A 26473-nucleotide genomic window follows, 5' to 3' on the forward strand; every position below is an offset into this window, starting at 1 on the left:
ACTTCTCTCAACGATTTTGTGGGCCGATGAATCGGCTCTTGGCTTCAACGTGGATGCTGGCGTCATCGGCGTCCTTGAGGATGAATTTCACCTCGTTGGTGCTCGATGGCAATTGTTCCGGAGCCACGGACAGTTCGACCGGCTGGCTGATGATGTCGCCGGCCGCGACCTTGATCTCGCGCCGGCCTTGCAGCTTGAGGTCGGGCAGGCCGGTGGCCTCGAGTACATAGGTGTGGTCGCGCTGATCCTTGTTCATGACCTTCAGGCTGTAGACGTTCTCGATCCGGCCTTCGGCGTTCTCACGGTACAGCACGCGGTCCTTGCTGACGTCGAAACCGACCAGCGAACGCATGAAGAATGCGGTTACCAGCACCCCGATCATCGCCATCAGCACCACCGCATAGCCGATCAGGCGCGGGCGCAGTTTATGGGTTTTCTGCCCGGACAGGTTGTGCTCGGTGGTGTAGCTGATCAGGCCGCGAGGGTATTCCATTTTGTCCATGATGGCGTCGCAGGCATCGATGCACGCCGCACAGCCAATGCACTCGATCTGCAGGCCGTCGCGGATGTCGATGCCGGTCGGACAGACCTGGACGCACATCGTGCAGTCAATGCAGTCACCCAGGCCCTGGGCCTTGTAGTCGATGCCTTTCTTGCGCGGGCCACGGCTTTCGCCACGGCGTGGGTCGTAGGAGACGATCAGCGTGTCCTTGTCGAACATCACGCTCTGGAAGCGTGCGTACGGGCACATGTAGATGCACACCTGCTCACGCAGCCAGCCGGCGTTGCCATAGGTGGCGAGCGTGAAGAAACCGACCCAGAAATACGACCAGCCATCCGCTTCACCGGTGAAGAAGTCGATGGTCAATTCGCGAATCGGCGAGAAGTAGCCAACGAAGGTCATGCCGGTGATGAAACCGATCAACAGCCACAGGCTGTGCTTGCTGATTTTACGCAGGAGCTTGTTGGCGCTCATCGGCGCCTTGTCGAGTTTGATGCGCTGGTTACGGTCGCCTTCGGTGACCTTTTCGCACCACATGAAGATCCAGGTCCAGACACTCTGCGGGCAGGTGTAGCCGCACCACACCCGGCCGGCGTACACGGTGATGAAGAACAGGCCGAAGGCGGCGATGATCAGCATGCCGGACAGCAGGATGAAATCCTGTGGCCAGAAGGTGGCACCGAAGATGAAGAACTTGCGCTCCGGCAAATTCCACCAGACGGCCTGGTGCCCACCCCAGTTGAGCCACACCGTACCGAAATACAACAGGAACAGGAAAGCGCCGCCTGCCATGCGCAAATTGCGAAACAGGCCGGTGAAGGCACGGGTGTAGATTTTTTCCCTGGAGGCATAGAGGTCGACGCTGTTGTTCGCGTTCTTGGCGGGCGGGGTGACGTCGTGTACCGGAATCTGGTTGCTCATCATTGCATCCCACGGCAGTGGAAAAATGCCTCGGTCAGTACGTGCCGACCGCGGTCAAAAAGAGGTGTTGCAGTGGCGCAATGATACGCCTGTCGCTCTAGGTCAAGGGTGCGACCTTTGGTCGCGTTGGGGAAAAAACCCGAATGGTGTAGCGAATGTAACAAAACATGATGCAGGTCAATTGACTATAGCTCAACGGCATTGCCCGGCCGAGCAGTCGGGGCCCGGCTTCGGAGCGCGGCGGATGTCCGCCGCGCTCAGGGGTCACGGCTTAAGGCTAGTCAATCCTCCACGAGCTTTCGCCCTCGCCATCCTCACCTTCGGTGGGTGCGGCAAAGTTGGCACGACGCTGCTTAGTTTCCTTGGCTTCAGATTCCTCAGGCAGTTCGCACTCGGGGATGACGAGCTCAACTGTTGGAACGATTTCTTCTTTCACAGGCTCAGGCAGTACCGGGCCCATACAGTCGTCAACGATGTGTTCTTGATCAGACATGGTATGCATTCCTTGTGTAATGACGATTAACTTCCTTGTCCTGGCAGACCCGCCTCATGCCGGTTACCAGGTCAGTCGACGTTACCCCCGACCGGCCGGCAATCCCATCGAATATAGGTTTCAGATTATGAAACAGGCGCCCATAAAAAACGGCCCAGCCAATTCGCATTGGCGGGGCCGTTCTTCGATGCAGCTATAACTTACTGGGCATCCGCCACCGGAGCCTTCTCGCCATGAGACAGGCTGTAGACGTAAGCGGCCAGCAGGTGAACCTTGTCGTTGCCTTGCAGCTGTTCCTGAGCAGGCATCTGGCCCTGACGCCCGTAACGGATAGTCTGCTGCAGTTGAGCGAAGCTCGAACCGTAGATGAACGCCGCCGGGTGAGTCAGGTCAGGTGCACCCATTGCCGGGGTACCTTTGCCTGCCGGACCGTGGCAAGCCACGCAGTTGGCCGCGAACAGTTTGCCCCCGGCAGCCGGGTCAGCCTTGGTGCCTTCCGGCAGCTTGCGGCCGTCGAGGTTGGTCAGGACGAAAGCGGCAACATCCGCAACGCCTTGCTCGCCGATCACTTCAGCCCACGCCGGCATCACCGCGTGGCGACCGCCCATGATGGTGGTCTTGATGGTTTCCGCTTCCCCGCCCCAACGCCAGTCGGCGTCGGTGAGGTTAGGGAAGCCATAGGCACCCTTGGCGTCGGAACCGTGGCAAACCGAGCAGTTGGAGGCGAACAAACGGCCGCCCATTTTCAGCGCCTGTGGATCCTTGGCCACCTCTTCGATCGGCATGGAAGCGAACTTGGCGAAGATCGGACCGAACTTGGCGTCCGAGCGGGCCATTTCCTTTTCCCATTCGTGAACGCCGGTCCAGCCGGTCTGGCCGTTGGCGAACGCGGTCTGCTTCTCGTTATCGAGGTAGTTGTAGCCCGGCAGCAGGCCTTTCCAGTTACCCAGGCCCGGGTACAGCACCAGGTAGCCCAGGGCGAAGATTATGGTGCCCACGAACAGCATGAACCACCATTTCGGCAGTGGGTTGTCGTACTCCTCGATCCCGTCGAAGGAGTGGCCAACCGTCTCTTCGGTCGCCTCGGTGCGCTGGCCCCTACGGGTCGACAGCAGCAGCCAGGTCAGGGCGAAGATCGTACCGAGACTGAGGACTGTGACATACAGACTCCAGAATGTAGTCATTCTTTGTTACTCCTAGAAGCTTGCTCGACGTGCTTGATGGCTTCGGGATCATCCGCAAAAGGCAGCAAGGTCGCGTCTTCGAACTCCGACTTGCGCTTGGGGCTGAATACCCACAACGCCAGACCGATGAAGGCCACCATCACGACAACGGTGCCCAGGCCACGAATCATCCCGATATCCATTTAGATCACCGTTTGCTTTTGATGATGGTGCCCAGGCCTTGCAGATAGGCCACCAGCGCGTCCATTTCGGTTTTGCCCTTCACGGCATCCTGTGCACCGGCGATGTCTTCGTCGGTGTAAGGGACGCCGAGCGTGCGCAAGACTTCCATTTTCTTGGCGGTCTCTTTGCCGTCGAGCTTGTTTTCCACGAGGAACGGGTAGGCCGGCATCTTCGACTCAGGCACCACGTTGCGCGGGTTGTACAAGTGCGCACGCTGCCAGTCATCAGAGTAACGACCGCCGACGCGGGCCAGGTCCGGACCGGTGCGCTTGGAACCCCACAGGAACGGGTGATCCCACACGCTTTCACCGGCGACCGAGTAGTGGCCGTAACGTTCGGTCTCGGCACGGAACGGGCGGATCATCTGCGAGTGGCAGCTGACACAACCGTTGGCGATGTAGACGTCCCGGCCTTCCAGTTCAAGGGCTGGGCGGGGCTTCATGCCTTCGACCGGCTTGTTGGTAACATCCTGGAAAAACAGCGGAACGATCTGGGTCAGGCCGCCGACACTGACGGCGATAACCATGAAGAAGGCCAGCAGGCCAATGTTCTTCTCGACTGCTTCATGCTTCATCAATGAGCTCCAACTACAGCAATCTGTTCGGCAGCTTCAGCTTCTGCCGGGTTCGAGGCACGTACGGTGCGCCATACGTTGTAGGCCATGAACAGCATGCCGGCGGCGAAGAACGCACCGCCCAGGGCGCGAACGATGAAGCCAGGGTGGCTGGCCTGCAGCGCTTCGACGAACGAGTAGGTGAGGGTGCCGTCATCGTTGATTGCACGCCACATCAGGCCCTGGGTGATGCCGTTGACCCACATCGAAGCGATGTACAGAACGGTACCGATGGTCGCAAGCCAGAAGTGCGTGTTGATCAGGCCGATGCTGTGCATCTGCGCGCGACCGAACAGTTTCGGGATCATGTGGTAGATCGCGCCGATCGAGATCATCGCTACCCAGCCGAGCGCGCCAGCGTGAACGTGGCCGATGGTCCAGTCGGTGTAGTGCGACAGCGAGTTGACGGTCTTGATCGCCATCATCGGACCTTCGAAGGTCGACATGCCGTAGAACGCCAGGGATACGACCAGGAAGCGCAGGATCGGGTCGGTACGCAGCTTATGCCAGGCGCCCGACAGGGTCATCATGCCGTTGATCATGCCGCCCCAGCTCGGAGCCAGCAGGATGATCGACATGGCCATGCCCAGAGACTGAGCCCAGTCCGGCAGAGCGGTGTAGTGCAGGTGGTGGGGGCCGGCCCAGATGTACAGGGTGATCAGCGCCCAGAAGTGCACGATGGACAGGCGATAGGAGTAGATCGGACGCTCGGCCTGCTTCGGCACGAAGTAGTACATCATCCCCAGGAAGCCGGTGGTCAGGAAGAAACCTACGGCGTTGTGGCCGTACCACCACTGGATCATCGCGTCGGTCGCGCCGGAGTAGGCCGAGTAGGACTTGAACAGGCTGACCGGCAGCGACATGTGGTTGACGATGTGCAGCATCGCGGTCACGACGATGAAGGCACCGTAGAACCAGTTGCCCACATAGATGTGCTTGGTCTTGCGCTTGACGATGGTGCCGAAGAACACCAGACCGTAGGTGACCCAGACGATGGCCAGCAGAATAGCGATTGGCCATTCCAGCTCAGCGTATTCCTTGGTGGTGGTGTAACCCAGCGGCAAGGTAACGATGGCGCCGACGATCACCGCCTGCCAACCCCAGAAGGTGAAGGCCGCGAGGCTGTCGGAAATCAGTCGCGTTTGGCAGGTTCGCTGCACGACGTAATAGGAAGTGGCAAACAGTGCACAACCACCGAAGGCGAAAATCACCAGGTTGGTGTGCAACGGGCGCAGGCGTCCAAAGCTCGTCCATGGCAAACCGAAATTCAACTCCGGCCAGACCAGTTGCGAGGCGATGAAGACACCGAGCCCCATGCCAAGGATCCCCCAGACCACCGTCATGATGGCGAACTGGCGGACTACCTTATAGTTATAAGCAGTCGGACTGATTGCTGTGCTCATTCTAAGGTTCCACGGTTTGGGTGTTTTATTAGGATTAAAAATCGGCCGCAAGTATGGAGAAAGCAGGGGGTCATTGCAACGCGCCATGACCTGGGTCAACGCTTTCAAATGCTGATTCTGCGGCCTTTCCATGCGCCGCGTAAGGACAAAATTGCCCGTGGGCAAAATGTCTCAGCGGACTCGAGAGGCGAGGGGGTCAGGTCGGATGTAACGGGGTGTGTTCAAGCGCAACGATTGGGTGACCAAAGGCAATTGGCACGACAGCCGGTATCTACCAGCCTTTGCGGCTTGTCAGCGGGCAGATTCGTTTAACACACGTCGTTCAGGGTCGACCTGGAACCGGCTATTGCCAGTCCGCATCGGGGAAGCTTAGACCCGAATTCGGGGAACCGAAAGGGAGACTACAGGAGGGTGCGACAATGGGTCGCAAAGGGGTAGGGAACTGCCGCATTCCAGAAAATGCGGCAGCAGGGTACGCGGGATTCACTCGTTTTTGCTTTCAGCCTGCAATTGCCCTGTATTCAAACCATTGGACAGGCTGTACACATACGCGGCCAACAATTGCACCTTATCGTTGCCGAGCAGTTCGTTCTGGGCCGGCATGTGGCCCTGGCGGCCATGCCGAATCGTTTGTTCAAGTTGCGTCAGGCCGGTGCCGTAGATGAAGCCGGCAGGGTGCGTCAGGTTCGGCGCACCCATGACCGGGGTGCCTTGGCCGTTTGCCCCGTGACAGGCGGTGCAGGTGGTGCTGAACGCTTGCTGTCCGGCTTGCAGGTCGGCGCTGTTGTCGACGGGCAATGGCAGGCCGGCCAGTTCATGGCGTACATAAGCGGCGACGTTCTTCACCCCCGCTTCACCGAGGATTTCCCCCCAGGCCGGCATCGCCGCCATGCGTCCACCGAGGATGGTGGCCTTGATGGTGTCGGCGTCGCCGCCCCAACGCCAGTCACTGTCCGCCAGGTTGGGGAAGCCAAACGCGCCCTTGGCATCCGAGCCGTGGCACACCGAGCAGTTGGAGGCGAACAGGCGCCCACCCATTTTCAGCGCTTGCGGGTCCTTGGCCACTTCTTCCACCGGCATGGCGGCGAATTTGGCGAAGATTGGTCCGAACCTGGCGTCGGCCTTGTCCATTTCCTTTTCCCATTCGTGCACGCCGGTCCAGCCATTTTCATAGCCAGGCAGGATGCCTTTCCAGTTGCCGAGGCCGGGATAGAGGATCAAGTAACCGACGGCAAACACCAGGGTGCCGGCGAACAGCATGAACCACCATTGCGGCAACGGGTTGTCGTACTCCTCGATGCCGTCGAAGCTGTGGCCCATGGTCTGGTCGACGCTGCCCTTGGTTTCGCCCTTGCGGGTGCCGATCAGCAACCAGGTCAGGCCGATCAGGCTGCCGATGGTCAGTACGCAGATCCACGTACTCCAGAAAGTGGTCATGGCCGGGTACTCCTTGTGGCGGATTCTTCGGGGATCTCGGGTTGTGGCTCGTCGGCGAACGGCAGCAGGCGCGCTTCGGCAAATTCCAGGCTGCGCTTGGCGTTGAACACCCACAGCGTCAGGCCGACGAAGGCCACGAACACCACGACGGTGCCCAGGCCGCGGATCATTCCAGCGCTCATCTCACTCTCTATAAAAGACATGACCATGGCTCACCTCTTGCTCTTGATCGCAGTGCCGAGCACTTGCAGGTAGGCGACCAGCGCGTCCATTTCGGACTTGCCCTTGAGCGACTCGACGCTGCCCTCGATGTCGTCGTCGGTGTAGGGCACGCCCAGGGTGCGCATGGTCTTGAGCTTGGTTTCGGTGTGGCGGCTGTCGACCGCGTTGGCCACCAGCCACGGGTAGGCCGGCATCTTCGATTCCGGCACCACGTTGCGCGGGTTGTACAAGTGCGCGCGGTGCCAGTCATCCGAGTAGCGCGCGCCAACCCGGGCCAAGTCCGGACCGGTGCGTTTCGAACCCCAGAGGAACGGGTGATCCCACACGCTTTCACCGGCCACCGAGTAGTGCCCGTAGCGTTCGGTCTCGGCGCGAAACGGGCGGATCATCTGCGAGTGGCAACCCACGCAGCCTTCGCGGATATAGACGTCACGGCCTTCCAGCTGCAGCGCGGTGTAGGGCTTCATGCCTTCCACCGGTTTGTTGGTCACGTCCTGGAAGAACAGCGGGACGATCTGGGTCAGACCGCCGATGCTCACGGCCAGCACCATCAGCAGCATCAGCAGGCCGACGTTTTTCTCGATTGTTTCGTGTTTCATGGCGGACTCCTCAGGCTATCTGCGCGGCAGCGATGACATTGGCAGGCTGCGAGGCCCGCACGGTGCGCCAGGTGTTGTAAGCCATCAGGAACATGCCGCTGAGGAAGATCGCCCCGCCCACCAGCCGCACGACGAAGCCCGGATGGCTGGCCACCAGGGTTTCGACGAAGGAGTAAGTCAGCGTGCCGTCTTCGTTTACCGCGCGCCACATCAGGCCCTGGGCGATGCCGTTGACCCACATGGACGCGATGTACAGCACGGTGCCGATGGTGGCGAGCCAGAAGTGCGCGTTGATCAGGCCGATGCTGTGCATCTGCGCGCGACCGAAGATTTTCGGGATCATGTGGTACAGCGCGCCGATGGAGATCATCGCCACCCAGCCGAGCGCGCCGGCGTGCACGTGGCCGATGGTCCAGTCGGTGTAGTGGGAGAGGGCGTTGACCGTCTTGATCGCCATCATCGGCCCTTCGAAGGTCGACATGCCGTAGAACGCCAGCGATACCACGAGGAAGCGCAGGATTGGATCGCTGCGCAACTTATGCCAGGCGCCGGACAGGGTCATCATGCCGTTGATCATCCCGCCCCAGCTTGGCGCCAGGAGGATCAGCGACATCACCATGCCCAGCGACTGCGCCCAGTCCGGCAAGGCGGTGTAGTGCAAGTGGTGGGGACCTGCCCAGATGTACAGGGTGATCAGCGCCCAGAAGTGCACGATCGACAGGCGATAGGAATACACCGGACGCTCGGCCTGTTTCGGCACGAAGTAATACATCATCCCGAGAAAGCCGGCGGTGAGGAAAAAGCCCACGGCGTTGTGCCCATACCACCACTGCACCATGGCGTCGGTGGCGCCGGCGTACACCGAGTAGGACTTGGTAAAACTCACCGGCAGCTCAAGGTTGTTGACGATATGCAGAATCGCCACGGTGATGATGAACGCACCGAAGAACCAGTTGCCGACGTAGATGTGCTTGGTCTTGCGCTGCATGATCGTGCCGAAGAACACCACGGCGTAGGCGACCCAGACGATGGTGATCAGAATGTCGATCGGCCATTCCAGCTCGGCGTATTCCTTCGAGCTGGTGTAGCCCAGCGGCAGGCTGATGGCCGCCAGCAGAATCACCAGCTGCCAGCCCCAGAAACAGAACGCGGCGATTTTCGGCGCAAATAATTGCGTCTGGCAGGTGCGTTGCACCGAATAGAACGAACTGGCGAACAGGGCGCAACCGCCGAAAGCGAAGATCACCGCATTGGTATGCAGCGGGCGCAGGCGGCCGAAGCTGGTCCAGGGCAAATTGAAGTTGAGTTCGGGCCAGACCAACTGGGCCGCGAGAAAAACCCCGAGCCCCATGCCGACGATGCCCCACACCACCGTCATAATGGCGAATTGGCGGACCACCTTATAGTTGTAGGCGGTACTGATAGAAGTGTTCATGGTTCCCCATCCACGGTTCAGCCGAAGTGGGCGCGCAGCGCTTGGCAACGTCCCCTTCGCCTGGAGTTATAGGCAGACTAAAAGCGAGGCAAGCATGGACAAACAGCACAAGGCCGGTATTGACGGGGATCAATGGGCGCAGTGCGTACGCGAACATGGATGGTTGTGGGATGCGGCTTCGGGCAAGGCCTCGGCGACCCTGATCCTGGCCCACGGCTCGGGTGCGCCGATGGACAGCAACTGGATGAACGACATGACCGAACGCCTCAAGGCACAAGGCATCAACGTGTTGCGCTTCGAGTTTGCGTACATGGCGCAACGGCGTGTCGATGGCGGCAAACGCCCGCCCAATCCGATGCCAAAACTGTTGGAATGCTGGCGCGAGGTATATGCCGAGGTGCGACGCCATGTCACTGGGCCCCTGGCCATTGGCGGCAAGTCCATGGGCGGGCGGGTGGCCAGTATGCTCGCCGATGAATTGGGTGCCGATGCGTTGGTGTGCCTGGGCTATCCGTTTTATGCCGTGGGCAAGCCGGAAAAACCTCGGGTGGAGCATCTGGCGGCGCTGAAGACACGTACGTTGATCGTGCAGGGTGAGCGGGATGCGTTGGGCAATCGCGAGGCGGTCGAGGGCTACACGCTTTCACCGAGTATCGAGGTGTTTTGGCTGGTGGCGGGGGATCATGATTTGAAGCCGTTGAAGGCTTCGGGGTTTACCCATGATCAGCATCTGGCGGCTGTGGCGGAAAAAGTGGCTGCCTTCCTTCGATGATCGTTCCCACGCTCTGCGTCGGAATGCAGCCCGGGACGCTCCGCGTCCCAAATCAAGAGCCGAACGCGGAGCGTCCGTTGAGGCATTCCTTTGCTGCGCGTGGGAACGATCATCAGTGGTGACCTTAACCCTCGCGTAGACATTTCCCACCGCCACCGCTGACTCATCCTCTAGCGCGTCCGCGTCGCCCGCCTCACCCTGATCGTTCCCATGCTCTGCGTGGGAATGCATCCAGGGACGCTCCGCGTTCCATTTCCATCGCACTGCAAGATTCAAGGACGAATCCCATGGGCCGAAGTCGTTACTCCATCACTGAGCCTGACAAACCCCACTTCCTCACCTGCACCCTCATGGAATGGCTCCCGCTGTTCATCCGCCCGTACATCGTCGACCACCTGCTGGACTGCTGGCGTTACCAGCAAACCCACCACAGTCTGCAGCTGTTCGGTTACGTGATCCTCGAAAACCATCTGCACTTCGTTGCCCAAGCACCTGACTTGAGCAAGTGCCTGAACCAGTTCAAATCCTTCACCGCAAGACAGATCATCAATGACCTGCAGAGCAAAGGTGCGGATAGAGCGTTACAGCGGCTGCGCTTCAGCAAACGGGCGCACAAGCAGGATCGGGTTTATCAGCTGTGGCAGGAAGGCTCGCATGCGGAAATGGTTTTCAGTGAGTCGGTGATGCGCCAGAAGCTGGAGTACATCCATCACAACCCGGTGAAGCGGGGGTATGTGGATTTGCCGGAACACTGGCGTTACTCCAGTGCGAGGAACTATGCGGGGATGGAAGGGCTGATCGAGATTCAGCGCTGGTATTGACGTGCACCACTGCAAACTGCGGCGCGACTGGGACGCAGAGCGTCCCGGGCTGCATTCCCACGCGGAGCATGGGAACGATCAACAGCCTCTCACCCCGATCGTTCCCACGCTCTGCGTGGGAATGCCGCCAGGGACGCTCCGCGTTCCGCTGTTGGAGGTGACGCAGAGCGTCACGGGATGGGAACGATCAGGAGAAGGGGCGATCCAGGTCAGCGATTAAACCGCTCCACCAACGAATACTGGGTATTCGCCGTCTTGGTCAGCTCTTCGCTCAGCAACGCTGAGTTCTGCGCCTGTTCCGAGGTCTGGTCCGCCAGTGCCGAGATGTTGCTGATGTTGCGGCTGATTTCTTCGGCCACGGCGCTTTGCTCTTCGGTCGCGGCGGCGATCTGGGTGGTCATGTCGGTGATGTTGGCCACCGCTTCACTGATCCCCACCAGGGCCTGATCCGCTTCCAGCACCCGCGCCACGCCTTCCTCAGCCTGGCGATGCCCGGCTTCCATGGTCTGCACTGCGGTGCCCGCGGTTTGCTGGAGCTTGGCGATCAGGGCGTGGATCTGCCCGGTGGATTCGCTGGTGCGTTGGGCCAGTTGGCGAACTTCGTCGGCCACTACCGCAAAACCACGACCCATCTCGCCGGCACGCGCCGCTTCGATGGCCGCGTTCAGTGCCAGCAGGTTGGTCTGGTCGGCGATGCCTTTGATCACGTCGACCACGCCGCCGATTTCGTTGCTGTCCTTGGCCAGTTGAGTCACGGTCTGGCCAGTCTCACCCACCACCACCGACAGGCGCTGAATGGCTTCGCGGGTTTCCCCGGCGATGTCACGACCGCGCCCGGTCAGGCGGTTGGCTTCTTGAGTCGCGTCCGCTGTGCGCTGCACGTGGCTGGCGACTTCCTGGGTGGTGGCGGCCATCTGGTTGACGGCGGTGGCCACCTGTTCGGTTTCCACGCGCTGGCGTTCCAGGCCGCTGGAGCTGTTGTGCGCCAGGGCGTCGGACTGTTTCGCCTGGTCGGTCAGGTGCTCGGCGGTGTCCTGCAGACGGGTCAGGCAGGTTTTCAGGCGGGCTTCCTGGCTGAGGATCGACATTTCCAGACGTGCCTGGGCACCGCGGCTGTCGGTGTACATCTGCGCGATTAGCGGGTCGGACGTGGTCTGCTCGGCCAGGCGCAGCAAGCGCTTGATGCCGCGTTGCTGCCAGCTCAGGCCCATCAGGCCGAGCGGCACCGAAAGCGCGGCCGCCAGGGCAAAGCCCCACTGGGAGTTCAGCGTCGCACCGATCATGAAGCTCAACTGGCTGACCAGAATGAACGGCAGCCAGTCCTGCAGGACCGGCAACCATTTATCGGTGGCAGGGATGGCTGGCTTGCCCTGGTTGATGCGTTGGTAGAGCGCTTCGGCGCGGCGAATCTGTTCGGCGGTGGGCTTGACCCGCACCGACTCGTAACCGATGACCTGATTGCCTTCGAAGATCGGTGTCACATAGGCGTTAACCCAGTAGTGGTCACCGCTCTTGCAGCGATTCTTGACAATGCCCATCCATGGCAAGCCTTGTTTGAGTGTGCCCCACATGTGCGCGAAGACCGCGGCGGGTACGTCGGGGTGACGCACCAGGTTATGCGGTGCCCGGATCAGTTCCTCACGCGAAAACCCGCTGATCTCGACGAAAGCGTCGTTGCAGTAGGTGATCATGCCCTTGGCATCTGTGGTGGAAATCAACCGTTGCTGAGCCGGGAAGGTCCGTTCGCGTTGTGTAATGGGCTGGTTATTACGCATGGCTTATTTAATCCGCAAGGCTTTGACAGGGTGTCGGCCGTGCAGCGGCTTTATTGAATTTATTTTTTGTGCCGGGTGCCAAGCGTGGATCAAGGCGGGAAATGCGACGACGGGCCGCAATGTAACGGTTTGTAAGGGTTTCCCTCGGGGGGCGCTCAGCGTATGATTTTGCGCCCCCGACGCTGGCGCTTTGGTGGCTCACCCTTGAAGGGGCACTGGTGTCGATGCCGGGTAGAAACGTACTCCTAATAATAAATACAGAGTCACTACCCAACTGAATTTAGCAAGTTTCTCAACGTTATGTTGAACCCACGAGGGCGTTCAATGCACTCATCGCACGAAGCGATGGCGGTACCGTTGGGAATATAAAATGGTGGATAAAAGTCATGCGTAAAAAAGTTGCAATTATTGGGGCTTCGTTCCGTTTTCCCGGCTCCACTTCCGCAACTTTTTGGCAGAACCTGCTGGAAGGGCACGACTTCATCACGCAGGTCGACCCGTCCCGCTGGTCCCGCGATGCGTTTTTCCATCCCGACAAGGCCAACCCTGGCACCGCCTACACCCTGGCGGCCGGCACGCTGGGTGACATCTCCACCTTCGATGCCGGCTTCTTCAGCATTTCTCCCCGCGAAGCGGCGATCATGGACCCCCAGCAGCGCCTGTTGCTGGAACTGGGATGGGAAGTGTTCGAGAACGCCGGGGTAAAACCGTCGAGCGTGCGCGGCAGCAATTGCGGTGTCTTCCTGGGCATTGCCAGTACCGACTATGCCTATCGCCTGTCCCATGACCTGTCGCTGGTGGATGCCTCGACGGCCACCGGCAACACCTTCAGCATCGCGGCCAATCGCCTGTCGTACTTCTATGACCTGCACGGCCCGAGCATGGCGGTCGATACCGCGTGTTCCTCCTCGTTGGTGGCGTTTCACCAGGCCTGCCAGGCCATTCAAAGCGGCGATATCGACCAGGCACTGGCCGGCGGTATCAGCCTGCACCTGCACCCGTTCGGCTTCCTGATCTTCTCCAAGGCTTCGATGCTGTCGCGCAAAGGGCGCTGCAACGTCTTCGACGAAGCCGGCGACGGTTATGTGCGCTCCGAAGGGGCAGGGCTGTTTTACCTCAAGGATTACGACAAGGCGGTGGCCGATGGCAACCAGATCCTCGCCGTCGTTGCCGGCAGTGCGGTCAATACCGATGGGCGCAAGTCCGGGCTGACAGTGCCCAGCGCCGATGCGCAGGCGGCGTTGATGACCCAGGCCTACGCCAGCGCCGGGATCTCGCCGGCCGACATCGATTACCTGGAAGCCCACGGCACGGGTACACCGGTGGGCGATCCGATCGAAAGCCGGGCCATCGGCCTGGCACTGGGCCAAATACGCGGGGCGGACAAGCCGTTGTTGATCGGCTCGGTCAAGAGCAACATCGGTCACCTGGAGGCCGCGTCCGGCGTGGCCGGGTTGATGAAGGCGCTGTACTGCGTCACCGAGCGCCAGGTGCCGGCCACCATCGGCATCAAGAACCTCAATCCGCGTATTCCGTTCGCCGACCTCAACCTCAACGTCGCCACTCGCAACCACGCCCTCAAGCCGAGCGGCACGCTGGTGGTGGGGGTCAACTCGTTCGGTTTCGGCGGCGCCAACGCCCACGTCATCCTGCAAAGCCACACGCCGGACGCGGCACCAACCGTTGTCCAGGCAGGCCCGGTGCCGTTGATGGTCACGGCCAAGGACAGCGCCGGGTTGGCGGCAATGGCCGAAAGCATCGCGCAGCACTTGAGCGATCACCCTGCATCCGGTCTGTATGACGTGGCGTACCAGGCGATGATGCGTCGCGACCTGCATCCGCAGCGCGTGGTGGTGTTCGAGGCCGATCAACAGCAAAGCGCCCAGGCGCTGCTGGATTTCGCCCTTGACCCGGCTGTCTCGGCCCTGAGCTCGGTGGTCGAAAGCGGACGCGCGCTGGATCAGGCCAGGGGCCCGGTGTTTGTGTACTCCGGCAATGGCTCGCAGTGGCAGGGCATGGGCAAGGCGCTGCTCGCCGATGCCGTGTTCCATGCCGCGGTGACTGAAATCGACAGCCTGTTCCAGCCACTGGCCGGCTATTCGCTGATCAAAGAACTGGCGGGCGAATACGGCCAGGAGCGATATCACCTGACCGAGTTGGCCCAGCCGGCGCTGTTCGCGCTGCAAGTGGGCGTGACCCGCATGCTGGCCAGCCAGGGCGTGGTGCCGCAGGTGGTGATGGGCCATAGCGTTGGCGAAGTGGCGGCCGCCTGGGCGTGTGGCGCCCTGAGCCTGGTCGACGCGACCCGCGTGATCTACCACCGCAGTCGCCTGCAGGGGCTGACTGCCGGCTCCGGGCAGATGTCCGCCGTGGGCCTGTCGGGCAGTGATACCGCGAACCTGCTGCTGGAGCTGGGCCTGGACGACGTGGTCGTGGCCGGCGAAAACAGCTTCAAGGGTGCCACCGTGGCCGGTTCCGTGGCCGGTCTTGAGCGTCTGGAGCAGGCGCTGACCGAGCGCCAGGTGTTCGTCCGCCGCCTTGGCCTGGACTACGCCTTCCATTCGCCGGCCATGAACGTCATCGCCGAACAGGTGGTCGAGGCGCTGCGCGACATCGCGCCGCGCGCCAGTCGCATCCCGATGTATTCCACGGTCACCGGTGGCTTGCTCGATGGCGAACGCCTGGACGCCGAGTACTGGTGGCAGAACATCCGTTTCCCGGTGCTGTTCCAGTCCGCCAGCGAGACCCTGTGCGAGCAGGGCTACAACGTCTTCGTCGAAGTCGGCCCGCACCCGATCCTGCGCAGCTATGTCGCCGATGCCCTGGCGGTGCGCGAGCAACAGGGAGTGGTGATCGCCACGCTCAAGCGCCACGACGATGCCGCGCCAATGGTCACCCGAGCGGTGGCCAAGGTGCTGATCAGTGGCGTCGATACCGACCTGGCGTGCCTGTTTCCGAGTACCGGCCGCTTCGTGCGCTTGCCCAACTACGCCTGGCAGCGCGAGCGGCACTGGCACGGCGACACGCCGGAGTCGGCGCGCACGCTGTACCACGATCGGGTGCATCCGTTGCTGGGCCATGCGGTACCCGGCCACGAGCTGACCTGGGACAACCGCCTGGACACGCAACTGTTCCCGTCCCTGGAAGACCACAAGGTCGGCGACGCCGTGCTGTTCCCCGGCGCCGGTTTCACTGAGCTGGTGCTGGCGGCCGCGCAGTGCTACCAGCCGGGTGAGTTCGTCGACATCGAAGAGCTGGAAATCCACAGCCCGCTGGTGCTGCACGCCGAGTCGAGCAAGCGCGTGCGCGTGCAGATCGATAGCAGCGATGGCACCGTGTCGATCGTTTCGCGCAGCACCACCCAGGAAGAACCCTGGGCTCGCCACGTGGTCGCCCGCCTGCCGGGTGAGGCCCGTGGGGTGCTGCTCAACGAACCGGCGCCAGTGCTGCCAACCCGCGCCGCGGATTTCACCCGTGCCGAACATTTGCAACTGACCACGGCGGTCGGCCTGAATTACGGCCCGGCCTACCAGGCCATTGAAGCCGGCTGGATCGACGGTGACCAGGTGTTGGCGCAGCTCAGCCCGCCAAGCGTGATTGAGTCGGAACTGCCGACCCTGCACCTGCATCCGGCGTTGCTGGACAGTGCGTTCCAGCTGATTACCCAGTTGCTCGGCAGCGATCCGAAGGCGCGCAACGGCCTGGCGTTCATCCCGGTGAAACTGGGGCGCATCAACTTCGCCGCGGGCAGCCTGCCGCCGTGCCTGGCCAAGGTGCGCCTGGTGCGTCGTTCGGAGCACTCGCTGCTGGCTGACTTCACCCTGTACGACGCTCAGGGGCGCGCCGTGGTGTGCATCAAGGACGCGCGTTTCCGTGCCGTCAAGTTGCACAAAGATCGCAGCGGCGATCTGAAGCTGGCGGATTTCGCCGGTATTGCCAAACCTTATCCGCTGGCCGCCCGTGCGCTGCCGCAACCGGCCTCGCCATTGCGCAGCGCCCTGGCGCAAAGCCTGGCGTCGGTGATCGATGAGCCGACCCTGGTGCGTTACAGCCAGGAAGTCGATCCACTGCTGGACAGCCTGTGCTCCAGCTTCGTGCTGGAGGCCATCGAGTCCCTCGGCGGCCAGCTCAGCGCGGCGCAACGGGCGACCTGGCAGGCCGAGGCGCAAGGCTTCTCGGGCTATCTGGATCATCTGCTGCAGCAGGCGCTGGACGACGGCAGCCTGATTGCCAGCGGCGATGCCTGGCAGCTGGCCGATCAGGGCGAGCGGCCAAGTGCCCAGGACATTTGGCAGGAACTGTTCCGCAGTTATCCCGAGCACTTCCAGATCATTCACTCGGTGGGCCGTATCGGCATCCACCTGCTGGACCTGCTCAGCGGTGCGGTGCAGATCGAAACGCTGCTGCCCCGTGAAACCTCGCCGGCGCAACTGGCCCGCCAGGTGCTGGGTGCCAGCGGCTATCACGCCTTGCTAAACGCGATTAAAGACCATATCGAACAGCGCCTGGCCGTGTTGCCGGCAGGCCAGCGCCTGCGGATCCTCGAGCTCGGCTTCGGTGGCTCACCCTTCGCCGCGCAACTCTGTGCACATCTGGACTTCAACCGTGTCGACTACCAGTACAGCGCCGACGACCTGGACCCGGCCAGCTTGCTGCAGGCCGACTTCCCGGATCTGCGCCTGCTCAGCCTGAGCGACGCCGCTCAACTGCCGGCCGTGCCCGCTCAGGGTTTCGACCTGGTGCTGGTCGCCAGCGACCTGGCGCCGTTGCAAGCCATCAGCGAAGGCCTGCGCCACGGCGCAGGGCGGTTGTCGGCCGGTGGCCAGCTGATGCTGTTGGCGCAGCACCCGGCCCGTTGGGCGGATTTCGTGTTCGGCGCGCAACCTTCGTGGTGGCTGGCCGGACAAGGCCAGGACAGCCTGTCGGTGCAGCAGCGCCCGGGCTTCTGGCAACAAGAATTGCGCCGTCACGGCCTGAGCGTTGGCGAGGCGCTGGAATTGAGCCCGGCCATGTCCAGCGGCAGCTACGTGCTGGTGGGCGAGGCCGAAGCGGCGGCGGCATTCGAGCCGCAGCCATTGCCTGCCCAGCGCTGGTTGCTGGTGGCCGATGAGCAGGGCGCGGAACAAGCCTTCGCCCAACAATTGGCCGCCGCCCTGCGCGAGCAGGGGCAAAGCGTTGACTGGCTGGCGCCGGCGTCGGCCCAGGACCTGGCCGAGCAACTGCGCGCCACGTCGGCGCCGCAGCACCTGCTGTTGCTCAGCGGCCTGTTCGGCATTCAGGGCCTGGATGACCAGGCGCGGCGCTGCATGCTGGCCGCGGCACTGACCCAGGCGTGCGAGCAGGCGGGCATCAGCCCCGATTGCTGGCTGCTGACCCGTGGTGCGGCGGTGCAGTTGCTGCCGGCCGCGGCACAGGTCGCAGGTGACCTGGCATCCCTCGCCGATGCGGCGTTGTGGGGCTTTGGTCGCACCCTGGCCAACGAAGCCGTGGGTTGCCGCGTGCGCCTGCTGGACCTGGCCGAGGGGGCCGGGGTCGACGCATTGCTGCCGGCCTTGCTCGATGCCGATGACGAAACCGAACTTGCTATCAGTGCCGAGGGCGATCGTTACGTGGCCCGCTTGCGGGTGCGCCCTGATCAGTTGGATGTCGGCACCGGGCAACAGGCCGAGCAACAGGCCGCAACCCAGGTCAGCCTTGGCTCCGAACTGCCGGGCCAGTTGCGCAACCTGCGCTGGGAAGCCCACGAGCCGTTGGTGCCGGCGGACGACGAGCTGGACATCGAGGTCCAGGCCACTGGCCTCAACTTCCGCGACGTCATGTATGCCCTCGGCCTGTTGTCGGACGAAGCCATCGAGAACGGCTTCTCCGGCCCGACCATTGGCTTCGAATTCGCCGGTATCGTGCGTGGCAAGGGTGCGCAGGTGGAAGGTGACTTCCAGCCGGGTGACCGGGTTGTCGGCTTTGGCCCGTCGAGCTTCGCCAATCGCTTGATCACAAATGCCAATGCGGTGGCGCGGATCCCCGAGGGCATGTCCTTCGAGGCGGCGGCGACCATCCCGAGCGCCTTCTTTACCGTGTACTACGCGCTGCACCACCTGGCGCGCCTGGAGCCGGGCGAAAAAATCCTCATCCACGGCGCCGCGGGCGGTGTCGGGATTGCCGCGATCCAGATCGCCAAATGGTGTGGGGCCGAGATCTACGTTACCGCCGGCAGTGACGAAAAGCGCGACTTCCTGCGCTTGCTCGGGGTCGAACATGTGTTCGATTCGCGCTCGCTGGCGTTTACCGACGAAATCCTGGCGATCACCGCCGGCCGTGGCGTCGACGTGGTGCTCAATTCCCTGGCGGGCGAGGCGATCAACCGCAACCTGCAAGTGCTCAAGCCATTCGGGCGCTTCCTCGAACTGGGCAAGCGTGACTTCTACCAGAACACCAAGATCGGCCTGCGACCGTTCCGCAACAACATCAGCTACTTCGGCATCGACGCCGACCAGCTGATGAGCGAGCGCCCGGACCTGACCCGCCGCCTGTTCGGCGACATGATGCAGCTGTTCCGCGACGGCATCCTCAGCCCGCTGCCGTACCGTGAGTTCGACGCCAACGATGTCGTTGAGTCGTTCCGCTACATGCAGCAGGCGCGGCAGATCGGCAAGATCATCGTCACCTATCGCTCGCCGATCCAGCAGGTGTTCCACGCGCCGCTGGCACAGCCACCAGCCTTGCAGCTGGCGGCCGATGGCACCTACCTGGTGACCGGCGGGCTCAGTGGGTTCGGCCTGCGTACCGCGCAATGGCTGGTGGACAAGGGCGCTCGTCACCTGGCATTGCTGGGCCGTCGCGGCGCGGCCACCGAAGAAGCACAACCGGCGCTGGCGGCCTGGCGCGAGCAGGGCATCGAGGTCCAGGCGCTGGCCTGCGACATCACCGACAGCGCCCAGTTGCGTAGCGCGCTGGCCAGCATCGAAGCTTCCCAGGCGCCGCTGCGTGGCGTGGTGCATGCGGCCACCGTGTTCGAAGACGGGCTGATCCGCAACCTGACCCAGGCGCAATTGCAACGGGTGCTCGAACCCAAGGCCAAGGGCGCGCAATACCTGCACGAACTGACCGCGCACCTGGCGCTGGACTTCTTCGTGCTGTTCTCTTCGGCGACCACCCTGTTCGGCAACCCGGGCCAGGCCAACTACGTGGCGGCCAACCATTGGCTCGAAGCCCTGGCCCGTCATCGCCTGCTGCAAGGGTTGCCGGCCACGGCCGTGCTGTGGGGGGCGATTGACGATGCCGGTTTCCTCGCGCGCAATCAGGACGTCAAGGACGCCCTGCAAAGTCGCATGGGCGGCGCGGCCTTGCAGTCGCAAGCGGCACTCGACACCCTGGAACGCCTGCTGCTGCAACAGCGCTCCGGGCTGGGTGTGCTGGAACTCGACTGGAAAGCCCTGTCGCGTTTCCTGCCGGCCGCCGGCTCGCCGAAGTTCACTGAACTGGCGCGCCTGCACAGTGGCGATCAGGAGGAAGAGAGCAACGTCGATGACATCCAGCGCCTGTTGGCAGAGATGAACGATCAGGAACTCACCGAACTGTTTGCCGAGATGCTCAAGCAGGAAATCAGTGAGATCCTGCGCATGCCGACCAGCAAGCTCGACAGCAGCCGACCGCTGCAGGAACTGGGGCTCGACTCGTTGATGAGTGTGGAGCTGGTGGTGGCGGTCGAGGAGCGCTTCGGCATTCGCTTGCCGGTTATGGAGTTGAGCGAAACCTCCAGCATCGCCAAACTGACCGTGCGCATTCTTGAACTGCTGCGCGGCAGCCAGGATGCCGAGGCCGCGCCCGTTGCCGAAGACAACTTGCAGGCGCTGACCCTGGCACGCCATGGCGTCGAACTGTCCGAGGCTGAACTGGCCCAGGTCGGCCAGGGCGCGCGCGACGCTGATTCCCAACTATCCCGTTCGATCAATTGACTATGACCACTAAAAGTTCACCAGGGCTTGGCGCTTCGATGAAAGACAAGCTGATCCAGCAAGCCCTGGAGCGGCGCCAGCGGCAGACCGGCGACGGCGCGCCGCCGGCCTCGCTGGCGGACGTGAGCCGCAATGCCCGGTCGGTGCCGGAGCAGTTCTACCGCTTCGATCAGCATCCCGGTTACCAGCAACTGCGGATCATGCATGACGGCGCGGCGCGCTTTGGCCTGGCCAATCCGTTCTTCAAGCTGCATGAAAGCCTGGCGGGCGCCGAAACGACGATCCAGGGCCAGCGCTTCGTCAACTTCGCCAGCTACAACTACCTGGGTTACTCCGGTCATCCGGTAGTTGCCGAGGCGGCCAAGGCGGCCATCGATCACTACGGCACGTCGGTGTCGGCCAGTCGCCTGGTGTCCGGCGACCGGCCGATCCATCGCGAGCTGGAGGCTGAACTGGCCCGGCTGTACGAAGTGGATGACGCCGTGACCTTTGTCAGTGGGCATGCCACCAACGTCACCACCATCGGCTACCTGTTCGGCCCGCGGGACCTGGTGATCCACGACGAACTTATCCACAACAGCGTGCTGCAAGGCATCCAGTTGTCCGGCGCGCGGCGCTTGAGTTTTGCCCACAACGACTTCGAAGCCCTCGATCGTCTGCTGGGCGATCAGCGCCAGCATTTCGAGCGGGTGCTGGTGGTGCTCGAAGGCATCTACAGCATGGACGGCGACTACCCGGACCTGCCGCGTTTCGTCGAGCTGAAGAACAAGCACAAGGTGTTCCTGATGGTCGACGAGGCCCACTCGCTGGGGGTCATGGGGGCCAACGGCAAGGGCATTCGTGAACACTTCGGTCTGGCGGGTAACGACGTCGACATCTGGATGGGCACCCTGAGCAAGACCCTGGCCAGCTGCGGTGGCTACATTGCCGGCGAATCGGCACTGGTTGAGCATCTGAAGTTCATGGCGCCGGGGTTTCTCTACAGCGTTGGCATGCCAGCCTCGGTGGCGGCGGCGGCACTCGCTGCGGTGCGCTGCATGGCCCATGACGCCGAGCGCGTGGCGACCTTGCAGGCGCGGGGCCGACAGTTCCTCGCCCTGGCCCGCGAGGCGGGGCTGGACACTGGCACCAGTACCGGGCTGGCGGTGATTCCGGTGATCACCGGCAGTTCGCTCAAGGCCACGCAATTGTCTGGGGCCCTGGCTAAACGCGGGATCAATGCCCAACCGATCCTGCACCCGGCCGTACCGGAAAAAGCTGCGCGCGTGCGCTTCTTCGTCTCGTGCCTGCACACTCCCGAACAAATTGCCGAGACCGTGGCCATTGTTGCGCAGGAACTGCAGAAGCTGTAACGCTGATGCCTCTGTAGGCGCTGGCTTGTCGGCGATGGCGGCCGGATGTACTCGATCAAACTGTGGGAGCGAGCCTGCTCGCGAAGGCGGCCTGACAGCCGACCTGTCTCCCGCAGATGTACTCCGATCAAACTGTGGGAGCGAGCCTGCTCGCGAAGGCGGCCTGACAGCCGACCTGTCTCCCGCAGATGTACTCCGATCAAACTGTGGGAGCGAGCCTGCTCGCGAAGGCGGCCTGACAGCCGACCTGTCTCCCGCAGATGTACTCCGATCAAACTGTGGGAGCGAGCCTGCTCGCGAAGGCGGCCTGACAGCCGACCTGTCTCCCGCAGATGTACTCCGATCAAACTGTGGGAGCGAGCCTGCTCGCGAAGGCGGCCTGACAGCCGACCTGTCTCCTGCAGATGTACTCCAATCAAACTATAGGAGCGAGCCTGCTCGCGATGGCGGCCTGACAGTCGACTTATTGTTTGTTGTCGGAGTACATATCCATTCCTGCGGTAACGGCCACCTACGGTTTCGCTTTTACAGCGAGTCACTTGGAAGAGCCCCAAGTAACCAAGGGCTCTTGCCCCTGACGTTCGGTGCCTCGCTCTGGCTCGGCATGCCCTCGCTCCGGTCCTGCTCCGTGGGCCCGCCGCGATGGGCCATCCTTGGCCCAGCGCGGCTAACCCGGCATCCATGCCGGGTTACCCACTGCGCAGAACCTCCACTCGGCCTCTCGACGGGGCAAGAAAATCAAAAGCCAAATCAAAAGCCAAAGCGAGGCGGCCTACGGGCCGGCCTGATCGGGAGCCGTACGCGTTACCCCCCTGTAGGAGCCGGCTTGCTGGCGATGGCGGCCTTATAGCCAACCAGTCGCTCGCGGATGTACTCGACTTATTGTGGGAGCCGGCTTGCTGGCGATGGCGGCCTTACAGCCAACCAGTCGCTCGCGGATGCACTCGATCTATTGTGGGAGCTGGCTTGCCAGCGATGGCGGCCTTATAGCCGACCAGTCGCTCACGGATGCACTCAATCTACTGTAGGAGCGAGCCTGCTCGCGATGAACCTGAGAGCACCGTGGGGTGTCTGGTGCCCAGCGTCATCGTTGACGACCATCGCGAGCAGGCTCGCTCCTACAGGGTCCGCCGCGATTGGCCATCCATGCTGGGTTGCCCACTGCGCAGAACCCGCAGCGATGGCGGCCTTATAGCCGACCAGTCGCTCGCGGCTGTACCGATTTACTGTGGGAGTGGCGGTGCGACGATTCGACTTGCTCGCGAAGGCGGCCTGACAGCCGACCTGAATTTTGTTGACTGAGTACATATCCATTGCTGCGGTAACGGCCACCTATGGTTTCGCTTTTACAGCGAGTCACTTGGAAGAGCCCCAAGTAACCAAGGGCTCTTGCCCCTGACGTTCGGTGCCTCGCTGTGGCTCGGCATGCCCTCGTTCCGGTCCTGCTCCGTGGGCCCGCCGCGCTGGGCCATCCTTGGCCCAGCGCGGCTAAACCGGCATCCATGCCGGTTTACCCACTGCGCAAAACCTCCACTCGGCCTCTCGATGTGGCAAGAAAATCAAAAGCCAAATCAAAGCCAAATCAAAAGCCAAAGCGAGGCGGCCGACAGGCCGGCCTGATCGGGAGCCGTACGCATTTCCCCCTGTAGGAGCCGGCTTGCTGGCGATGGCGGCCTTATAGCCGACCAGTTGCTCGCGGATGTACTCGATCTATTGTAGGAGCCGGCTTGCTGGCGATGGCGGCCTTATAGCCGACCAGTCGCTCGCGGCTGTACCCGATCTATTGTAGGAGCCGGCTTGCTGGCGATGGCGGCCTTATAGCCGACCAGTCGCTCGCGGCTGTACCCGATCTACTGTAGGAGCGAGCCTGCTCGCGATGAACCTGAGAGCACCGCGGGCTGTCAGGTGCCCAGCGTCATCGTTGACGACCATCGCGAGCATGCTCGCTCCTACAAGGCCCGCCGCGATCGCCCATCCATGCCGGGTTGCCCTGTGCGCAGAACCCGCAGCGATGGCGGCCTTGCAGCCGACCAGTCACTCACGGATGTACCCGATCTACTGTAGGAGCGAGCCTGCTCGCGATGAACCTGAGAGCACCGTTGGGTGTCAGGTGCCCAGCGTCATCGTTGACGACCATCGCGAGCAGGCTCGCTCCTACAGGGCCCGCCGCGATTGGCGATCCATGCCGGGTTGCCCACTGCGCAGAACCCGCAGAGACAGCGGCCTTGTAGCCGACCAGTCGCTCACGGATGTACTCAATCTACTGAGCGAGCCTGCTCGCGATGAACCTGAGAGCACCGTTGGGTGTCAGGTGCCCAGCGTCATCGTTGACGACCATCGCGAGCAGGCTCGCTCCTACAGGAGCCCTCCGCGATCGGCCATCCATGCTCAAGGGCAAGCGTTTCGACTGCGGTGGCGCCGAAGGCTACATCGACGCGACCAACTTCTGCTTCGAGAACTTCTACAAGACGGGGAATGCTTACTGATGGCGCAGCGCACAGGTATCGACGGCGTCTGTGGCGTGGACGAAAGCGGAGCCGGACACGCTGATGACGCGGGTGCGAGCACCCGTCAACCTCAGGCGTGCGTATCAACGCGTGGTCAGCAACAAGGGTGCGCATTAAAGCGGTCTGGCCGGGGCCAACTATCAGGCATGCGGCTCGGCACTGAGCCTGCTGACAAAACCTGAATTGCTGGAGCTGCCGGCATACGCCGCGCGGTCGGCCTCCTGGCTCTGATCGAGCAATGGCCTGAATGAGTTGGCGGACGCTGGCCGGTTCGAGGCAATCACTCGGTGCATCAATGGCGGGCTCAATGGGCGGTCAGATCGGTTGAAGCTGTGGGCGAAGGTTTCGGCGGTGCTGGCGTGATCTTGCTGTCGAAGCTTTGCTGCTGGCTGTATGCAAGGTGTACGTGCGTGATTTGAATCGATAGGATTTTCGGGCGAATAATATAGGTCGTCTTCGTCATCTCGCAGATGGCAGTACCATCCATACAGCGATGCCACAAGGGTGACAACGATCATGGCTATGAGGATGAAGATTAGATAACGCATCGTACTCGGCTGCCTTTAGTGGTGCGAGTGTATGGTTGAGATGCGTCCTTGCTGGTAGGCGAATTTAAGCCACTTGGAGAACCGGCTGTCTGTAGGGTAAATCCCTACATGACAGTTTTTTTCCCTTAGATGTAGAAGCTGGCTTGCCAGCGAAGGGGACCGCAAGCCTGGTAGAAGATTCAAGACCGCCTTCGCCGGCAAGCCTGGCTCCTACATGGAGTCGGTCGCCCGCGAGATCGAATGCAATATTCAAAACCGCCTTCGCCGGCAAGCCTTCAGAACATACCCTTGAGGTACCGCCGAATCTGTCGATAACGTGCGCAACTCTCGAGCAAGCCGGCCTTGGGGCGGGCGTTGTGATCCTGGGCTTGCTGCAAACTGCAAGGCAAACCGCGGATCTGCGCCAGAGGTTGTTCACCGCCGCACGGCAACTGCAGCGCATCCGCGCGGATACGCCACAGTGGCACGCCATGCGCCTCGGCACGGGCTTGCAGGTCGCCCGATTCGCACGCATGCCACACCAACAACTTACCCGTTTCGCGAGCCACCGCCGGGATCAGTTCGGCGTTGTCGTGGGCGAACGTCAACCGACCCCAACGGCTATTAAGTAACCCACGCATCGCCGACCGCTCGCGACGCGGCACGCCAATCACCGTCACGCTGCCGGCAAACTGGCTGTCCTGCTGCTTTTGCCGAGCCAGTTGCCGGGCCACGGTCATGACGTCGCAGCGCTGATCGGTCAACGGGTCGACATAACGGCAATAGCGGATATACGCCGCTGCCACCAGCTGCTCCAGAGTCGGACGCGCCTGGCGCCGGGGGATGGCCAGGCGGTCATCGGTCAAGCCCCAGCCGGCATAGAACGGCAGGCCGAAACAGGTCACCGGGATGCCCTGGATCAAGGCTTCAAGCCCGGCCTGGCTGGTGCCGACATACACCCGTCGAGCCCGGCGCGCCAAGGACGCCCAGGACACATGACGACTCTCCAGCGTCAGACCGCGTTCGAGTGCGGCATCGAGCAGGCAGCTTTTCTTGTGGCCGTTGACGCAGTCCGGATGAATCCGCACCCGCACATCCGCCTCGGGATTTTCCGCCAGCGCCGCGTCGAGCATGCGGATAAAGTCCGCTTCACACAGCCCGCCACCGGGAATCGAAAAGTCGCCGTAGGTTTGGTCCACCACCAGCACCAACGGCCGCTCACGCCCCAGCGGATCGTCATCGCTCAAGTCCGGGGCATTGTTGTACTTGCCGATGCCACTGCTGCGCATCAAGGCAATCAATTCCTGCGCGGTAGAAAGTTCTGCATCGCTCAGGGTGTGCGGCACCTGCAGGATGTTTTCCAGCAACGACGGCCGATCGGCCAGGTAGTGAATGCCGATCGGATCGACCACCATCGACATCGGCGTATCGCCTTCCACCCCCAGCGACGACGACCGCAAAAAGCCGTCTTCCAGCGCCACATAGGGAATACCCCAGCGCTTACACAACACCCGGGCATGGTCCGACGAGCTTTTGTAGCCAATCCCGGAAATCGCCTTCAACCCCGCAGGCCGCTGTTGACCGCGTCGCCACAGCCACTGCGGCGTCCCTTCAGGGTCGAGAAATTCGCCCAGGTGAAAGACTTTCCACATCACCCATTGCGACATGATGCCCACCCAGCCGGGGCCTTCCACCAGTGACTCAAGGGCGACGGGTCGATTCATTTCGTGGGC

17 protein-coding genes and 3 pseudogenes are annotated in these 26473 nt (G+C 62.2%); 6 read left to right on the top strand and 14 right to left on the bottom strand.

Annotation, left to right across the window (positions count from 1 at the left end):
* Positions 1-7: 7 nt before the first annotated feature.
* From ccoG to ccoN (ACA054_RS09215), 10 genes are all read right to left on the bottom strand, one after another.
* Complete coding sequence (ccoG, locus tag ACA054_RS09170) at positions 8-1423, bottom strand: cytochrome c oxidase accessory protein CcoG (RefSeq protein WP_497689100.1); 1416 nt, start codon at positions 1421-1423, stop codon at positions 8-10.
* Between the two features lie 277 nt (positions 1424-1700).
* Positions 1701-1916 carry a hypothetical protein gene (locus ACA054_RS09175; protein ID WP_497689101.1) on the bottom strand — a complete coding sequence of 72 codons (216 nt, stop codon included), beginning with the start codon at positions 1914-1916 and terminating at the stop codon, positions 1701-1703.
* Positions 1917-2116: 200 nt separating this feature from the next.
* Positions 2117-3100, bottom strand: coding sequence for a cytochrome-c oxidase, cbb3-type subunit III (gene ccoP / locus ACA054_RS09180; protein ID WP_497689102.1), 984 nt, complete (start codon positions 3098-3100; stop codon positions 2117-2119).
* A complete protein-coding gene (locus ACA054_RS09185) occupies positions 3097-3282 on the bottom strand; it encodes a CcoQ/FixQ family Cbb3-type cytochrome c oxidase assembly chaperone (RefSeq protein WP_003175465.1) in 186 nt (61 codons plus the stop codon). Before ACA054_RS09185 ends, ccoP (ACA054_RS09180) begins: the two co-directional genes overlap by 4 nt.
* A gap of 5 nt (positions 3283-3287) precedes the next feature.
* Positions 3288-3896 (bottom strand): cytochrome-c oxidase, cbb3-type subunit II, encoded by a 609-nt coding sequence (gene ccoO / locus ACA054_RS09190; protein WP_274077974.1) that lies wholly within the window; start codon positions 3894-3896, stop codon positions 3288-3290.
* A complete protein-coding gene (ccoN, locus tag ACA054_RS09195) occupies positions 3896-5338 on the bottom strand; it encodes a cytochrome-c oxidase, cbb3-type subunit I (RefSeq protein WP_274077975.1) in 1443 nt (480 codons plus the stop codon). The genes ccoO (ACA054_RS09190) and ccoN (ACA054_RS09195) overlap by 1 nt, the downstream gene beginning before the upstream one ends.
* 483 nt (positions 5339-5821) lie before the next feature.
* Positions 5822-6775, bottom strand: a complete 954-nt coding sequence (ccoP, locus tag ACA054_RS09200; protein ID WP_497689103.1) for a cytochrome-c oxidase, cbb3-type subunit III — start codon at positions 6773-6775, stop codon at positions 5822-5824.
* A complete protein-coding gene (locus ACA054_RS09205; RefSeq protein WP_497690262.1) occupies positions 6772-6969 on the bottom strand; it encodes a cbb3-type cytochrome oxidase subunit 3 in 198 nt (65 codons plus the stop codon). Before ACA054_RS09205 ends, ccoP (ACA054_RS09200) begins: the two co-directional genes overlap by 4 nt.
* Before the next feature lie 18 nt (positions 6970-6987).
* A complete protein-coding gene (ccoO, locus tag ACA054_RS09210) occupies positions 6988-7596 on the bottom strand; it encodes a cytochrome-c oxidase, cbb3-type subunit II (RefSeq protein ID WP_497689104.1) in 609 nt (202 codons plus the stop codon).
* A 10-nt stretch (positions 7597-7606) separates the two neighbouring features.
* The gene (ccoN, locus tag ACA054_RS09215) at positions 7607-9031 is read right to left on the bottom strand and encodes a cytochrome-c oxidase, cbb3-type subunit I (RefSeq protein WP_497689105.1); all 1425 of its coding nucleotides are present in this window, start codon (positions 9029-9031) and stop codon (positions 7607-7609) included.
* Between the two features lie 94 nt (positions 9032-9125).
* On the opposite strand from ccoN (ACA054_RS09215), the gene ACA054_RS09220 reads away from it, so the two are divergent.
* The gene (locus ACA054_RS09220) at positions 9126-9803 is read left to right on the top strand and encodes an alpha/beta family hydrolase (protein WP_497689106.1); all 678 of its coding nucleotides are present in this window, start codon (positions 9126-9128) and stop codon (positions 9801-9803) included.
* Positions 9804-10090: 287 nt separating this feature from the next.
* Entirely contained in the window at positions 10091-10624 is a 534-nt protein-coding gene (locus ACA054_RS09225; protein WP_497689107.1) for an REP-associated tyrosine transposase, read from the top strand.
* Between the two features lie 209 nt (positions 10625-10833).
* Here the strand turns inward: ACA054_RS09225 and ACA054_RS09230 are convergent, their stop codons facing one another.
* Positions 10834-12399, bottom strand: coding sequence for a methyl-accepting chemotaxis protein (locus ACA054_RS09230; RefSeq protein WP_497689108.1), 1566 nt, complete (start codon positions 12397-12399; stop codon positions 10834-10836).
* Positions 12400-12785: 386 nt separating this feature from the next.
* Between ACA054_RS09230 and ACA054_RS09235 the strand changes: the two genes are divergently transcribed.
* Positions 12786-20354, top strand: a complete 7569-nt coding sequence (locus ACA054_RS09235) for an SDR family NAD(P)-dependent oxidoreductase (RefSeq protein WP_497689109.1) — start codon at positions 12786-12788, stop codon at positions 20352-20354.
* A 2-nt stretch (positions 20355-20356) separates the two neighbouring features.
* Positions 20357-21706 (top strand): aminotransferase class I/II-fold pyridoxal phosphate-dependent enzyme, encoded by a 1350-nt coding sequence (locus ACA054_RS09240; protein ID WP_497689110.1) that lies wholly within the window; start codon positions 20357-20359, stop codon positions 21704-21706.
* A gap of 2056 nt (positions 21707-23762) precedes the next feature.
* On the opposite strand, the pseudogene ACA054_RS09245 reads toward ACA054_RS09240, so the two are convergent.
* Positions 23763-23843, bottom strand: a pseudogene (locus ACA054_RS09245) (outer membrane lipoprotein carrier protein LolA); the annotation flags it as partial.
* Between the two features lie 253 nt (positions 23844-24096).
* On the opposite strand from ACA054_RS09245, the pseudogene ACA054_RS09250 reads away from it, so the two are divergent.
* Positions 24097-24192 (top strand): annotated as a pseudogene (locus ACA054_RS09250) (UTP--glucose-1-phosphate uridylyltransferase); the annotation flags it as partial.
* A 156-nt stretch (positions 24193-24348) separates the two neighbouring features.
* Positions 24349-24576 (top strand): annotated as a pseudogene (locus tag ACA054_RS09255) (glycoside hydrolase family 19 protein); the annotation flags it as partial.
* On the opposite strand, the gene ACA054_RS09260 reads toward ACA054_RS09255, so the two are convergent.
* The gene (locus ACA054_RS09260; protein ID WP_497689111.1) at positions 24518-24700 is read right to left on the bottom strand and encodes a hypothetical protein; all 183 of its coding nucleotides are present in this window, start codon (positions 24698-24700) and stop codon (positions 24518-24520) included. The pseudogene ACA054_RS09255 and the gene ACA054_RS09260 overlap by 59 nt on opposite strands.
* Before the next feature lie 336 nt (positions 24701-25036).
* The gene (locus ACA054_RS09265) at positions 25037-26464 is read right to left on the bottom strand and encodes a capsular polysaccharide export protein, LipB/KpsS family (protein WP_497689112.1); all 1428 of its coding nucleotides are present in this window, start codon (positions 26462-26464) and stop codon (positions 25037-25039) included.
* Between the last annotated feature and the right edge of the window lie 9 nt (positions 26465-26473).

Source organism: Pseudomonas sp. LBUM1653 (assembly GCF_059716115.1).